The sequence below is a fragment of the Mesorhizobium sp. ESP7-2 genome, assembly GCF_020164715.1.
Lineage (GTDB): Bacteria > Pseudomonadota > Alphaproteobacteria > Rhizobiales > Rhizobiaceae > Mesorhizobium.
In genome coordinates this window covers 86,220-99,500 of record NZ_JAIUGQ010000006.1, presented here as the reverse complement: position 1 = coordinate 99,500, position 13,281 = coordinate 86,220, and the positions used below count along the sequence as shown (strand labels likewise).

Genomic DNA, 13,281 nt, shown 5'->3' with positions numbered 1-13,281 from the left:
TTGTCTTGCCGGGCGGACGTCACAGGGCCGAAAGCGTTTCGGGTGGAGTGGGGGCGTCGAGTTTGGGCGCCGTCTGGAACAGTTGGCTCATGTCCCGCAGCGTCTGCGTGGTTCGGCTGGACAGCACTGGCGGCCGCTCGGCGGCGGCGTCGGCCGCTGCCTGCTCCTCGGTCTTCTTCTGCGCCTCGGCGGCCTTGGCCGCGATCTCCTCGTCGACGAAGGGCTTGTCGATGCCGGGGATCGGCTTGAGGTCGATGTTCTGGTGCGCGTAGACCATCAGCCGCTGCCACACCATCGCCGGCAGCGAGCCGCCCGTCATGTTCTTGGTCGGCGAGAAATCGTCATTGCCCATCCAAACGGCAGCCGTGTAGTTGCCGGTGAAGCCGACGAACCAGGCATCGCGGTAGGATTGTGTCGTGCCGGTCTTGCCGGCGACGACGATGTTGGGAATTTGCGCCCGCCGCGCCGTGCCCATCACCGGTACTGCCGTCAGCATGGTGTTCATCGACTTCAGCGCCTGCTCGGACAGCACGCGATGCGGCGGCGGCGCGTCCTTGGTCCAATCATACACCACGTCGCCGGTGCGTGTGACGAGCTGGGTGATGCCGTGCCGGGAGCCGACGAAGCCGTTCTGGGCAAAGACGCTGTAGCCCGTCGCCTGGTCCATCACGGTCATGCCCGAGGTGCCGAGCACCATCGTCTTGTGCCCTTCGAGCGGCGATTCCACGCCAAACGATTCCGCCAATGCCTTGATCGGCGCGATTCCGAGATGATCCTTGGCCAGCCGCACCGGCACGGTGTTGATCGACTTGGCCATCGCCATGATCAGCGTGACATTGCCCGCCGACTCGCCGCTGTAATTGTGTGGCGACCAGTTGCCCCAACTGATCGGCCCGCCTGATATGATCGAATTCGGCGTGAAGCCGTGTTCCATCGCCGTGGCATAGACATAGGGCTTGAACGACGAGCCGGTCTGGCGCAGCGCCTTGGTGGCGCGATTGAACTGGCTGGCGCCATAGTCGCGGCCGCCGACGATCGCCCGCACCGCGCCATTGGTCTCGATGACCACCACGGCACCTTCGGCGACGTTGTACTCCTTGCCGAACTGGCGCAGATGGAACTCGAGGGACTCCTCCGCAGCCTTCTGGATGTTGGCGTCGAATGTGGTGTGGGCAACCAGGGAGTGCTGGCCGGGCTTGGCGATCTTCTTGACCTCGTCGAAGGCCCAGTCGAGGAAATAATCCGGGCTTTTCTGCTCGCCGCGATCGACGACGTCGGCCGGATGCAGCCTTGCCTGCAGCACCTGGCCTTCGGTCATGAAGCCGGAATCGACGAGGTTGGACAGCACTACGTTGGCACGTGCGCGCGCCGCCGGCAGGTTGATGTGCGGCGCGTATTTGGTCGGTGCCTTGAACAGGCCGGCCAGCATCGCCGCCTCGGCAAGGTTCAGGTCCTTGACGCTCTTGCCGAAATAGAAGTCCGCCGCCGCCTCGATGCCGAACGTGCCGCCGCCCATATAGGCGCGGTCGAGATAGAGCTGCAGGATTTCCTTCTTCGACAGATTGGCCTCCAGCCACAGCGACAGGAAGGCTTCCTTGATCTTACGCTCGAACGTGCGCTCGTTGGTCAGGAACAGGTTCTTGGCCAGCTGCTGGGTGATGCTGGAACCGCCTTGGACGACCGAGTTTGCCCGCACATTCTCGAAGATCGCGCGCGACAGGCCGAGCACGTCGATGCCGTAATGCTCGAAGAAACGCCGATCCTCGGTGGCAAGCACCGCCTTGATGACGTGGTCCGGCATCTCGTCGACCGGCACGGAATCGCGCTGGATGATGCCGCGCTGGCCGATCTCGTTGCCGTAACGGTCGAGGAAGGTGACGGCGAAGTCGCCTTGGGCGCGCCAGTCGCCGGTAGTGTCCTGGAAAGCGGGTATCGCCAGCGCCAGCATCACCACAATGCCGCCGGCGCCGAGTGTAAACCCTTCGCTCAACAGTTCGATGACGCCACGGCGCCAGCCCTTGAGGCGGAAGCGCCGCGAGAAGATCGTCGCCGCTTCCCAGAACTGACGCGCCTTGAAGCCGATCTCATAGAGCGAGGAATCGAGCCACGCGTCCAGCGCCAGAAGGCGGGAGGCGATCGGACCTCTTCTCTTGCGCGGTTCAGGGCTGACCATTCAAAAACCCGGCTCGGCTCTGGCGCGACCTGAAAACCGCAAGCGGGCAATTTCAGGGCGGCGCCCTGTTCCGACTATTCATCCATTTTGCCGACACCCACAAGGGCGGCGAGGACACAGCCGCAAGGTTTGTCGATGGAAGAGCCAGGTAGCCGGCGGGCCGGTTCCTCGCCCGCCAGATTCTGGGTCTGGCGGGCGAGGGGGATTTGCCTCCCCGAACTATCAGGCCGCTTCGCGCTTCAGCGCCTGCGCCATGCAATGGATACCGCCGCCGGTCTTGGAGATTTCGCTCATGTCGACGGCCGCGACCTCGAAGCCGCGCGCCTTGAGCTTTTCGATCAGCGTCTTGCTGGAAGTCGGCGCGATCACCCGGTCCTTGCCCAGCGACATGAAGTTGCAGCCGAGCGCCATCGTGTCCTGGAAGGGAACGTCGATGATTTCGTGACCCTTGCCCTTCAGCCAGTCGACGATGCCGGGCTCGGTGCAGGCGAGGCAGACGGCGGTGAGCTTTTCGGCGATCGGCACCACCATCAGGTCGATATGGACGTAATATTCGTCGATGAAGGCGATACGTGTTTCCCAGCCTTCTTTCTCGAACCATGCCTGCACCTGGCGGGCGCCTTCCTCCTGCGTGCGGGCGCCGCCGCAGCCGATCAGCACCACGCCGTCCTCGATGACATTGAAGTCACCACCCTCGAAGGTGCCTGCCGTGACCATGTCGTAGATCGGGATGCCGAGCTTTTCATAGGTGCGAATGGCCGCGTAATTCTCGCCGCGCCGCCACCAGTTGGCCATGGCGGTGATGATCGCGCCATAAGGCGTCATGACGCTGGAATCACGGGAATAGACCTGCATCGGCAGTTCCGGCGTCGGCTCGTGCCAATGGATGTTGACGCCGAAATGCTCGTAGGCCGCGACAAGATCCTTGTGCTGCGCCTGCGCGATCTGGACGTTGCAGGGCGCCTCGCGCAGATGTTTTCGCGAGAGCGAGCTGGTCGAGAGGTGACGCAGGAAGTTCGGCGATCCGAGCAGCACGTCCGTCAAGACGTCGGTCTCGTTGGCGAAGCCCCAGACGGTCAGCGGCTTGGTGCCGCCGGCCGGGTTGCGGCGCTGCAGCGAAAACGGCTCGGCGATGATGCGGTCATGAACGGTCATGCGGTTCTCCTCGTAGCTTGTTCTCAAGGGTTGGTCGGTCATGCGTTGCTTGGGATCCACCAGTCGCGCCCGCGCGCGGTGGTGACATATTCCGGCCAGCGGAAATTGATCGGCGGCTCGTAGTCGCAGAGCGGCGCGATCCAGGTGGAGCCGCCGATGCCGCCGCCGGTACGGGCGATGAACTCGTTCATCGCCTCCTCACGGGCGGTTTTGTCCTCGAGCAGGCGCAGCGCCGCCAGCGCTACCGTCTTGGCGGCGCAGATGACCATCGGGTCGATCGTCGCGGGAATGCCGCCCAGCGCATTCATCACCCAGGAGGGATAGGCACTGCCATTCGCCGAACGGAGCGCCGGGCGGGCGACATAGAAGCGCGCGGTCGGCGCGTGCCAGCTCATGTCGGTATAGTCGTCGGAAGTCGAATTGACCTGGGAGGGCGGCAGGTCGCGGCGCAGGATCGCCTCGGCCTCTTGTGGGGCAATCAGCCGCTCCAACTCGTCGATAAAGGGGTTGTCGGTCGCGGTGCCGCCGGCATTGACCTGGATTTCGCGCGCGACCGTCCTGGCGGCCTCGTCCCAGTGCGGCGGCCCGACCGTCGACAGGGCTTCGTAGGCAATCCCGGCCATGGCGTGGTTGGCCAGCCCCGGCCGCGACTTCGACACCCAGTGCTGCTCGTAGCGGCAGCCGCTGATCGCGGCCGCGGCCGCGGCGTTGCGGTCGAGCACCGCCGTCACCTGCTCGGCCATACCAATGGTCGGCACGCGGATCATGTACTGGATCTCGGCCAGGCCCGCCGGCAGATTGTCGGCCGTGGCCTGGCCCGCCGTCAGGATCGCCTCGCTGATCGACCAGCCGCCCTGATGCGGCAGCATGGAATCGCGCAACGCCTTGGAGGCCATGTACATGGTCATCAGCGCATCGTTGGCGCCAGGTGCCCTGACCGCCGAATGCGCCTGCGGGATCGGTGCGCCGTCGCCCGCCGCCCGCGTCCAATTTTCGGGTTCGTCGCAGACGAACCGGTAGATCATCGCGTAGGCCGCACCGCAATGCGTGTCCCAGCGCGCCGTATTGCAGAGCGGCAGCATGTAGAAGGGATGGAAGGAGATCATGCCGGCAAGACCGTCATAATAGCCTTTTGCCGCATGGATCGGCTTCGAACCGCGCACCTTTTCGGCCGGCTCGCCGGTGAAGCGCAGCGTGCCTTGAATGCCATCGCGCTGCATGGCGGCCTTGGTCGCGAGCAGGCCGCCGAGGCTCGCTATGCCGAGCCCCGAATGCGGATCGGTATGCCCGCCGGCCTCGGCGCCAAGGCCAGGGCGCGGCTGTCTCACCGTCACTGCCTCCTGGCAATTGCCGGGCACGGCATCATATTCGGCATACATGCCGACGGTCGGTCCGGCGCCATTCGTCCAGTGGGCGCAGAAGGCGGTCGGCATGCCGCCCGAGCCTTCCTCGACCGTAAATCCCTCGCGCGTGAGCCGATCAACATACCAGGCGGCCGATTGGTACTCGCGCCACGCGGTCTCGCCGAACTCGAAGATGGTGCGTGTCCAGGCCGACAGCAGGGGCTGAATGCCGTCGAGGCAGGCAAGCGCTGTCTCTTGCGCCGATGTCGTCACCGGTTTGTCCATGCTCTAGAAGAAAGCAGTGAAGCGGCTCGCCAAAAAGTGATATGTTTTCCCGGTTCGTGCAAATTCGGTTCACCTCTTGAGAATTCCATCCACACAGGCGCTACGAGCCCTCGACAGTTTCGCCAGGCATGGCAGCGTCTGGCGCGCCGCCGACGAACTGCACCTGACCCGCAGCGCGGTGAGCCATCAGTTGCGCTTGCTGGAGCGCGACCTCGGCTTCGATCTCCTGCAACGCATCGGCAAGGGCGTGGCGTTGACGCCGCGCGGCCAGCGCTACGCGGCCGATGTCAGGAAAGCGCTGACGGTGCTCGGCGACGCGGGAACGCACAACAGTGGTGCCGGGGTTGGCGGCTCCTTCGCCGTCTCCTGCCCGCCGGGCTTCGCCTCGATGTTCCTGTGCACCCATATCGGCGAGTTCCAGCAGATGTATCCGGATGTGGCGCTCTCGGTGCTTACGCCGCGGCGGCTCGACGATGTCAGCAATCCGGAGGCCGACGCCTTTATCGCCTTTGGCGTCGGCAACTGGCCTAACCGCGCGGTGGAGTTGCTCTGTGAGGTCTCGTTCACGCCGCTTTGCAGCCCGACACTGCTCAACAAGGTCGGTGGATTTTCCAAACCCGCCGACGTTCTGCGCGCCAATCTGCTCCATCTTGGCGACACCGAGGACTGGGCACGCTGGCTGGCGCTTTCCAAGGTGGAAAATCCTGACACCGAGGGCGGTATCTTCTTTTCCGACATGAACCTCGTCTTTTCGGCGGCGGTCGCCGGGCAGGGGATTGCGATGGGCGACGAACTGACCGGCCGCCGGGCGCTGAGCGAAGGCCGTCTCGTCAAGCCGTTCGAGGCGTCGGTCCCCTCGCCACGCTCGTATTTCCTGGTTTTCGAGCATGCAAAGGCGGGGCATCCGGTGCTCAATGCCTTCAGCGGTTGGTTGAGAGCGAAGCTGTTGGAAAGCAGGCTGGCGACGTATTGAGGTCGGCCGATCCCGCCACGAGCGAAATTGACGGCTCCGCCGTCCCGCTATCTCGTAAAACCCGCCAGACGTGAATCAAATTTGCCGATCAGGCGAAAACTATTCGGTTGCGGTGAGCTTCGGCCCTGCCTACGATTTGGCTCAACGGAAGGATAGAGGCAGGATGCAGCAACCCGGCCGGGCCGCAGAGATCAAGGCAATTGGGATCGGCAAGAGCTTTGGCTCGTTCCGTGCGCTGGACAATCTGACGCTCGATATAGGCCGCGGCGAGTTCCTGACACTGCTCGGCCCCTCCGGCTCCGGCAAAACCACCTTCCTGATGATCCTGGCCGGCTTCGTGCAGCCGAGCGAGGGCAGGCTTTTCAGCGACGGCGCCGACATCACCGACCGCCCGGCAGAGCAGCGCGCCGCCGGCATGGTGTTCCAGGGCTATGCGCTGTTCCCGCATATGAGCGTCGAGGCAAACATCGCCTTCCCGCTCAAGGTCCGCAAGAAACCGGCCGTCGAGATCAAGAAACGCGTCGGCGAGATGATCGAGCGCGTCGGTCTGATCGGCCACGAGAAGAAATTGCCGTCGCAGCTTTCCGGCGGCCAGCAGCAGCGCGTCGCGCTTGCCCGCGCGCTGGTGTTCGAGCCGGGCGTGCTCCTGCTCGACGAGCCGTTTTCGGCGCTGGACAAGAGCCTGCGCGGCCAGATGCAGGCCGAGATGAAGCGGCTGCATCAGGAGACCGGCACCACTTTCGTCTTCGTCACCCACGACCAGAGCGAGGCGCTGGCACTGTCCTCTCGCGTCGCCATCTTCAACCATGGCAAATTGCTGCAGGTCGGGGCGCCGGACGAAGTCTACGACCGGCCGGACAATCGCTTCGTCGCCGAATTCCTGGGCGAGATCAACATGCTGCCGCTGAAAGGCGTGCGCAGCGCCGATGATGGCGCCACCGGCCTGTGCGAAGACCGCGCCGTCAGCCTGCGTGGCAATCCGGCCACTGTCGGTGCCAACGCCATTCTGGCGATCCGCCCCGAACACATGTCGATAGCGCGCGAGGCCGCCGCCGGAGAGAACGGTATCGCCGCGACGGCGATAGCATCGACCTATCTGGGGGCGGCAACCAAGCTCGACCTCACAACGCGCCAGGGTGCAAAAGTGACCGTCTCGGTGCCCAACGAGGTCGCGGCGGCTGCTCTCAGCAAGGGCAATTCCGTCTGGCTGACATGGCCGGCTGAAAAGGGTTTCCTCCTTCCGGACGGAGGACAATGACCGCCGGCGCGGCCTGATCCGCCGCACCGGCTTCCGGATTAAAATCAACGAAAACAAAGGGGAACTGACATGAACGACACCAAGAAACAGGCCATCGAAACGCTGTCCGAAAGGACGATACGCGGTGAGATCTCGCGCCGGCAGTTCACGCAGTTGGCGGCGCTCGTGCTCGCCGGCACGCCGTTGCTGCTGCGTTCGAGCGGCGCATTCGCCGCTGCGAAGGAACTGGTTCTGGTCAACTGGGGTGGCGACGCCATCACGGCCTATGACGCGGCCTATGGCCAGGCTTTCACCAAGGACACCGGCATCACCGTCAAGATGGACGGCTCGGGCCCGACCGAAGGCGCGATCGCCGCGCAGTTCAAAAGCGGCGCCCCGACCTGGGACCTGGTCGATGTCGACCCGTTCTCGGCCATCACGCTCGGCGCGCAAGGCATGCTCGAGCCGATCGACTACAACATCGTCGACAAGAAAAAGATGCGGCCGGGCTTCGGCTGGGACTATGCCGCCTCGACCTATTTCTTCTCCTATGTCATCGCCTACGATTCCGAGAAATACGGCAAGGATGCACCGACCGGCATGGCCGATTTCTTCGATGTGAAGAAATTCCCAGGCAAGCGTTCCCTCTACAAATGGGGCGTGTCGAGCTGGGAAGCTGCCCTTTTGGCCGATGGCATCGCGCCGGCGTCGCTCTACCCGCTCGACTTGAAGCGGGCGCATGACAAAATCGCCGCCTTCAAGGAAAACGTCGTCGCTTATTGGGGCGGCGGCGCCGAGAGCCAGAGCGTGCTGCTCAATGGCGAAGCCTCGATGGCGATCGTCTGGTCGACGCGCGCCTCGCTGATCGAGCAGGATTCCGGCGGCAAGATCAAGTTCATTTGGGACCAGGGCCTGATCTCGCCCGGCGCGCTTGCCGTGCTCAAGAACAACCCTGGCGGCAAGGACGCCGCGATGAAGTTCATCGCCAGCGCCCAGGATCCCCAAAAGCAACTCGTCATGTTCGACAAGCTCGGCCAGGGTCCGGCCAATCCGGCCGCCGACGCGCTGATCCCCGCCGACAAGAAGCGCATCAACCCCGTCGATCCCGAGAACATGAAGAAGCAGATCCCGCTCGACATGGATTGGTACGCCAAGAACTACGGTGCCGCACTCGACGAATACACCAAGATCATCTCCGCCTGACCCTCGGGGATGCTGAACTGACATGAGAGGCGTTCTCTCCGACAGGATGGGCGCGGCGCTGTTGATGGCGCCGCTGCTCCTGTTTCTCGGCCTTGCCTATGCCTGGCCGTTTCTCGGCGTGGTGAAGTGGAGCTTCACCTTGCCGACGCCTGGGCTTGGCCAGTACGGGGCGTTGCTCACCGACGATCTGGTGCAGTCGGTGTTCATCCGCACGCTGCGTATCGCCGCCATCGTCACCATTGTGTCGGTCGCCGCCGCCTATGCCATCACGGTCGTCTGGGTCCGCGGCAGCCCGGCGCAGCGCCTCGTCGCCGAATTCTGCATCCTGGTGCCGTTCTGGATCTCGGTGCTGACGCGAGCCTTCGGCTGGGTGGCGCTTCTGTCCAATCGCGGCCTGATCAACACCTGGCTGCAGTCGATCGGTTTCATCTCCGAGCCGCTGACTTTGGTGCGCAACGAGTTCGGCGTCATTGTCGGCATGACCCATTTCCTCATTCCGTTCGCGGTCTTTCCGCTGGCCTCGGCCATGCGCAGCCTGGACGAGCGCGTGCTGCTCGCCGCACGCGGCCTCGGCTCCAGCCGCATGCGCACCTTCTGGACGGTGTTCGTGCCGATGACGCGCTCCGGCATCATCGGCTCCGCGATGATCGTCTTCGTCTTCTCGCTTGGCTTCTTCGTCACACCGGCGATCCTCGGTGGCGGCCGCAGCGTGATGATCGCCGAGCTGATCTATCTCCGGATATTCCAGAGCCCGGACTGGGGGCTGGGGGCTGCGATCAGCGTCGTGCTGGTACTGTTCGTCGGCGCGCTGATGGCGCTCCTGTTCCGTTATGTCAGACCGAAGCAGCTGATCTGATGCCGACCTATCGCCCCGGACCCGTCTCGCTGATCCTCGCCGTGCTGGTGGCGCTGTTCCTGCTTATGCCTCTGCTGGCCGTCATTCCGGTGTCGCTGACGCCCAGCCGCATGCTGGCGATGCCGACGGGCGAATTGTCGCTGCGCCACTACCGCTCGCTGATCGAGGATCCGCGCTGGCTCCAGTCGATCCTGCTTTCGATCCGGGTCGGAATCGTCAGCAGCGTCCTTTCAACCGTGCTGGCGCTTTGTTTCAGTCTCGGCGTCTGGATGTTCCAGCCGCGCTTCACCGCGACCCTTGTCGGCTTCGTGCTGCTGCCGATGGTGGTGCCGCCGGTGGTCTCGGCGGTGACGCTTTACTTCCTGCTCACCTCGATCTCGGGCGTCAGCTCCTTCTTCGGCTACGACACCTGGCTCGGCGTCGCCATGGCGCATTCGGTGATGACGGTGCCGTTCGCGACCGTGCTGATCCTGGTCTCGCTCAGCCAGCTCGACCGCCGCATCGACCTCGCCGCGCGGGGTCTTGGCGCAAGTGTCTGGGAGCGCGCCACGCGCGTCATCATGCCCAACATCAAATTCGGCATCGTCACCGCGGCACTGCTCTCCTTCGTGCTCTCCTGGGAAGAGATCGGCGTCACCCTGTTCATCACCTCGGTCAACGCCATCACGCTGCCGCGTCTGATGTGGATGGGCCTGCGTGACAACATCGACCCGGCGATCGCGGCGCTTTCCGTGATATTGATCATCATCACGGTGCTGGTTCTGGCGGTGAGAAGCGTCGTGGTCCGGCAGCGCGGCGAGCCTTAAACGAACCGCACCGAGACTTTGCCAAACCTGCCCAAATCGCCAATGACCTCGTCACCGGCCTCGACGCGTATCGGCGTCACGCAAGTGCCGGTGATCACCACCTGTCCCGGCTGAAGCGCTATACCTAGACCCGACAGCTCATTGACCAGCCATGTCAGCGCGATGCGGGGGTCGCCGAGGACTGCCGCGCCGGTTCCGTCGTGTCGCGACTTGTCCGAAACAATTCCGGCCACCGGGTGCTTTGCGAGGTTCACGTCGCGCCATTCGTCTTGCGTGGGCTGGCCGATGACAAACAAATTGGCGCAGGCATTGTCCGCGATGAGCTGTGGCGCTCCGACGGCGCAGAAATCGTCGTAGCGCGAGTCCGGTATTTCGATCGCCGGGTGCAAGCTCGCCACGGCGTCCATCACTTCTGCGATTTCATAAGGTGCCGGGCGAGGTGGGAGCTGGCGGCCGAATCGGAAGGCGAATTCGATCTCGGCGACACGCATCTTGCTCGTCGCGAGCGAAACGGTCCCGCCAACCTCGATCGCTTTCTCTGCCAGCAGGCGCCCGGCCATCGGGCCGTCGACGTTGATATGCCTTTGACCGGCAAGACTGGTTGCCGCGATCTTCCAGCCGAAAAGCGGGGCCGCCGAACGATCCATGACATGGGCCTGGATGGCATAGCCTTCGGTCCGTGTCTTCGGCCGCAGCCCTTCGGGTATAGCGGCGAGATGGGTGCCGTTGTCCCAATGACTTACCAGCAGATGCGACGCGGCCCTGGCCTTTTCTGGATCGAGCATGGTCAGCTCCGGGAATCGAAGAAATAGCTCGCTGCCGATCAAAGCCGGCAGGGAACATTCCGTTATGTTGGCCATGCCATGGTGGTTAGCCTACATGACCAGGCAAGCACGAGTCCATCCATGCTTCGCTTGTCGAGTGTGGTGAGCAGAAACTACGTCCCGGACCGGGCGGCAGCGGCGCGCTCATCCGACAGGGGCGCGCGGACCGCGGCCCTTGTCACCGCCGGGTCGTAGCTCTTGCGCGCGAACACCTCTTTCACTAGCGGGGCAAAGAACGCCAGCGGCAGGGTCGGATAATCCGGATCGAAGCTCGACTGGTCCCATTTCTCGCAGAATTCGGCGCAGTCGTCGAAGTATGGGCTGCCCCGGAAAGTTTCCCGCTTGTTCGGATTGGCCCCGACATGTTCGCCATAGTACAGCAGCTGGAAATCGCCGTGCTTCTCCACCACCCAGGTGCACTGTTCGCGCACGAATGGCCGGATGATGGCCGCGGCATATTCGTCATGATTGTAGGGGGCATAGATGTCACCGACGTCGTGGAGCAGGGCCGATACCACCCAGTCGGTGTCCGCTCCGGCATTCCAGGCCCTGGTTGCTGCCTGTAGGGAGTGGCCGAGCCGCGTTACCTTGTATCCCGACAGGGATCTGTCGAGCTCGACCATGGCGGCGAGCAGCCGATCGGCAGTGCCATCGGCATATTCGATCTCGTGTTCGGTGAGAAACGCGTAGTCCTCGCGGTCCCCATCCTTCATCTGCGTGAATTTTACGGTTTCCATGGTCGGTGCCTCTAATCAGTCGCCGCGTTGCATTGTTTTCGATCCGCCGAACACCTCATCCGGCTTATCGACCGAGTTCGACATAAAGATCTTCGCCGTCCCGGTGGACGGGGAAGGTTCGTGCCTTGAGCCGGTCGTCGACGAGGCACTTTCCGGACCGGATCTCGAACTCCCATCCATGCCAGGCACAGCGAACGAGTTCGCCGGCCCGCTCATAGACGAACTCGGTCTTGTTGGTTTGTCTGGTGGTTCCGCAGACCGGCCCTTCGCAAAGCTGTCCAGCGCGATGCGGGCATATGTTCAGCAGGGCGGCATAGCCGTCGTGGAGTTCGAAGATGCCGACGCTTATACGGCCGAAGGTGACGATCTTCGGCCGCTCGGTCGTTACCTCGGCGACCTTGCAGGCAAAAGTCCGGGAGGGGGCTACAGCTGCCTCCATCATGCGACCCTCGCGGTTGCCGCCGGTGCCTCGATACGCTTGTAGACTTCAAGCGCGTTTAGCCCCATCACCTTGTCGCGCCATGCCGGCGGGATGTGGAGATTGGTCGGTGCGTCGAAGTCCCAGTGGGGATAGTCGGACGCGAAGAGCAGCGTGTTCTGACCGTCCATATGCTCGAGCGTCTCCCAGAGGTGCTTCACATTCTGCGGCTGCTCGAGCGGCTGGGTGCTGAAGCGGATGTTGCGGCGGCAATATTCCGACGGCAGCATCCTCAGCCATGGCGTCTCCTTGCGTAGGGCCTTGAAGTTGGCATCGAGCCGCCACATCAACGAAGGCACCCAAGAGACGCCGCATTCGATGACGACGAAATAGAGGTCGGGATATTTCTCGAACACGCCGTTGGAGATCATGCTGACCACATGGGTCATCGCCGGCTGGCTGAGCAGCGCATGCGTCTCCCAGTAGTAAGCGGTCGGGCCGCTGGCGACGGCATTGTGATTGACGCCTCCCTGGCCGCCAAAATGAATGGCGAAGGGCAGGCCGACCTCCGCGCAAGCCTCGAAGATAGGATGGTAGAACGGATCGCCGTAGGGGCGCTGCGAGCCGTGGCTTGCAAGGACCTGGACGATGTCCTTGTGTCCGCCCAGGCGCCTTATCTCGGCCGCCGCCCCATGTGGATCGGTCGGAGAGATGATGATCGATCCCTTGAAGCGTCTGTCCTTGGGCAGCCACCAATCGATCATGTAGTCGTTATAGGCGCTGACCAGCGCATTGGCATAGTGGTAGTTGGCCAGTGTCGAGGCTTCCAGCGGTTCGTCGGCCGTGAGGATAGCAACGTCGATGTCGTACAGATCGAGGTGCTTCTCCTTCATGATCAGGTAGTTGTCGTCCTCGGTCTGCGGCTTGATGTCATGCCGGGAAAATCCTTCGGGATGGAGCCACGGGCGATGTCCATGCGGGAAGCTGCCCGCCGGGCCGGGCTTTTCGCCGCGGACCATGAAATCGCGCCAGTAGGGCTCGAGATAGGGCAGGAGGACTTCAGCACTGGACCAGTAGTTGTGCACGTCCGTGTCGACGATAAACATTGATGCATCACCTGCCGAGGAGGGTTGGATGCACGAACAGTGGACTTCGGCGCAGTCGGCCGCAACGCAGTCGCCGGCCGAAGTTTAATCGAAGAATCCGATTACCCATTGCCTGCCAGGGCAGAAAGGCGCTAGCCGATTGGGATCGCCTCGTTCGCTGATGGC

Annotated in this window: 12 protein-coding genes; 5 read left to right on the top strand and 7 right to left on the bottom strand. The window is 63.3% G+C overall.

Annotated features, from left to right (window positions below; all coding sequences use genetic code 11):
* Positions 1 to 19: 19 nt before the first annotated feature.
* The 3 genes from LB543_RS08485 to LB543_RS08475 all read right to left on the bottom strand — a co-directional run bounded on the left by LB543_RS08485 (position 20) and on the right by LB543_RS08475 (position 4,956).
* Positions 20 to 2,173 (bottom strand): transglycosylase domain-containing protein, encoded by a 2,154-nt coding sequence (locus LB543_RS08485; protein WP_140762932.1) that lies wholly within the window; start codon positions 2,171 to 2,173, stop codon positions 20 to 22.
* Between the two features lie 222 nt (positions 2,174 to 2,395).
* Positions 2,396 to 3,328, bottom strand: coding sequence for a dimethylarginine dimethylaminohydrolase family protein (locus LB543_RS08480; protein WP_015318637.1), 933 nt, complete (start codon positions 3,326 to 3,328; stop codon positions 2,396 to 2,398).
* A 38-nt stretch (positions 3,329 to 3,366) separates the two neighbouring features.
* Positions 3,367 to 4,956 carry an amidohydrolase gene (locus tag LB543_RS08475; protein WP_224613748.1) on the bottom strand — a complete coding sequence of 530 codons (1,590 nt, stop codon included), beginning with the start codon at positions 4,954 to 4,956 and terminating at the stop codon, positions 3,367 to 3,369.
* A gap of 76 nt (positions 4,957 to 5,032) precedes the next feature.
* Here LB543_RS08475 and LB543_RS08470 point away from each other — a divergent pair, with 76 nt between their 5' ends.
* The 5 genes from LB543_RS08470 to LB543_RS08450 all read left to right on the top strand — a co-directional run bounded on the left by LB543_RS08470 (position 5,033) and on the right by LB543_RS08450 (position 10,031).
* Positions 5,033 to 5,929, top strand: coding sequence for a LysR substrate-binding domain-containing protein (locus LB543_RS08470; protein ID WP_224613747.1), 897 nt, complete (start codon positions 5,033 to 5,035; stop codon positions 5,927 to 5,929).
* A gap of 163 nt (positions 5,930 to 6,092) precedes the next feature.
* The gene (locus LB543_RS08465) at positions 6,093 to 7,187 is read left to right on the top strand and encodes an ABC transporter ATP-binding protein (protein WP_140810149.1); all 1,095 of its coding nucleotides are present in this window, start codon (positions 6,093 to 6,095) and stop codon (positions 7,185 to 7,187) included.
* A 69-nt stretch (positions 7,188 to 7,256) separates the two neighbouring features.
* Positions 7,257 to 8,369 (top strand): ABC transporter substrate-binding protein, encoded by a 1,113-nt coding sequence (locus tag LB543_RS08460; protein WP_140810151.1) that lies wholly within the window; start codon positions 7,257 to 7,259, stop codon positions 8,367 to 8,369.
* 22 nt (positions 8,370 to 8,391) lie between these two features.
* Positions 8,392 to 9,225: an ABC transporter permease gene (locus LB543_RS08455; protein ID WP_140762949.1), complete on the top strand. Its 834-nt coding sequence runs from the start codon at positions 8,392 to 8,394 to the stop codon at positions 9,223 to 9,225.
* Positions 9,225 to 10,031, top strand: a complete 807-nt coding sequence (locus LB543_RS08450; protein ID WP_224613746.1) for an ABC transporter permease — start codon at positions 9,225 to 9,227, stop codon at positions 10,029 to 10,031. The genes LB543_RS08455 and LB543_RS08450 overlap by 1 nt, the downstream gene beginning before the upstream one ends.
* Here LB543_RS08450 and LB543_RS08445 read toward each other — a convergent pair.
* The 4 genes from LB543_RS08445 to LB543_RS08430 form a co-directional block, all read right to left on the bottom strand.
* Positions 10,028 to 10,816, bottom strand: a complete 789-nt coding sequence (locus LB543_RS08445; protein WP_224613745.1) for a 2-keto-4-pentenoate hydratase — start codon at positions 10,814 to 10,816, stop codon at positions 10,028 to 10,030. The two genes, LB543_RS08450 and LB543_RS08445, sit on opposite strands and share 4 nt — an antisense overlap.
* A 152-nt stretch (positions 10,817 to 10,968) precedes the next feature.
* On the bottom strand, positions 10,969 to 11,592 hold the full coding sequence (locus LB543_RS08440) for an HD domain-containing protein (protein WP_140762958.1): 624 nt from the start codon (positions 11,590 to 11,592) through the stop codon (positions 10,969 to 10,971).
* Positions 11,593 to 11,656: 64 nt separating this feature from the next.
* Positions 11,657 to 12,034: a Rieske (2Fe-2S) protein gene (locus LB543_RS08435; RefSeq protein ID WP_140759161.1), complete on the bottom strand. Its 378-nt coding sequence runs from the start codon at positions 12,032 to 12,034 to the stop codon at positions 11,657 to 11,659.
* Complete coding sequence (locus LB543_RS08430; RefSeq protein ID WP_140759163.1) at positions 12,031 to 13,116, bottom strand: amidohydrolase family protein; 1,086 nt, start codon at positions 13,114 to 13,116, stop codon at positions 12,031 to 12,033. Before LB543_RS08430 ends, LB543_RS08435 begins: the two co-directional genes overlap by 4 nt.
* Positions 13,117 to 13,281 lie beyond the last annotated feature (165 nt).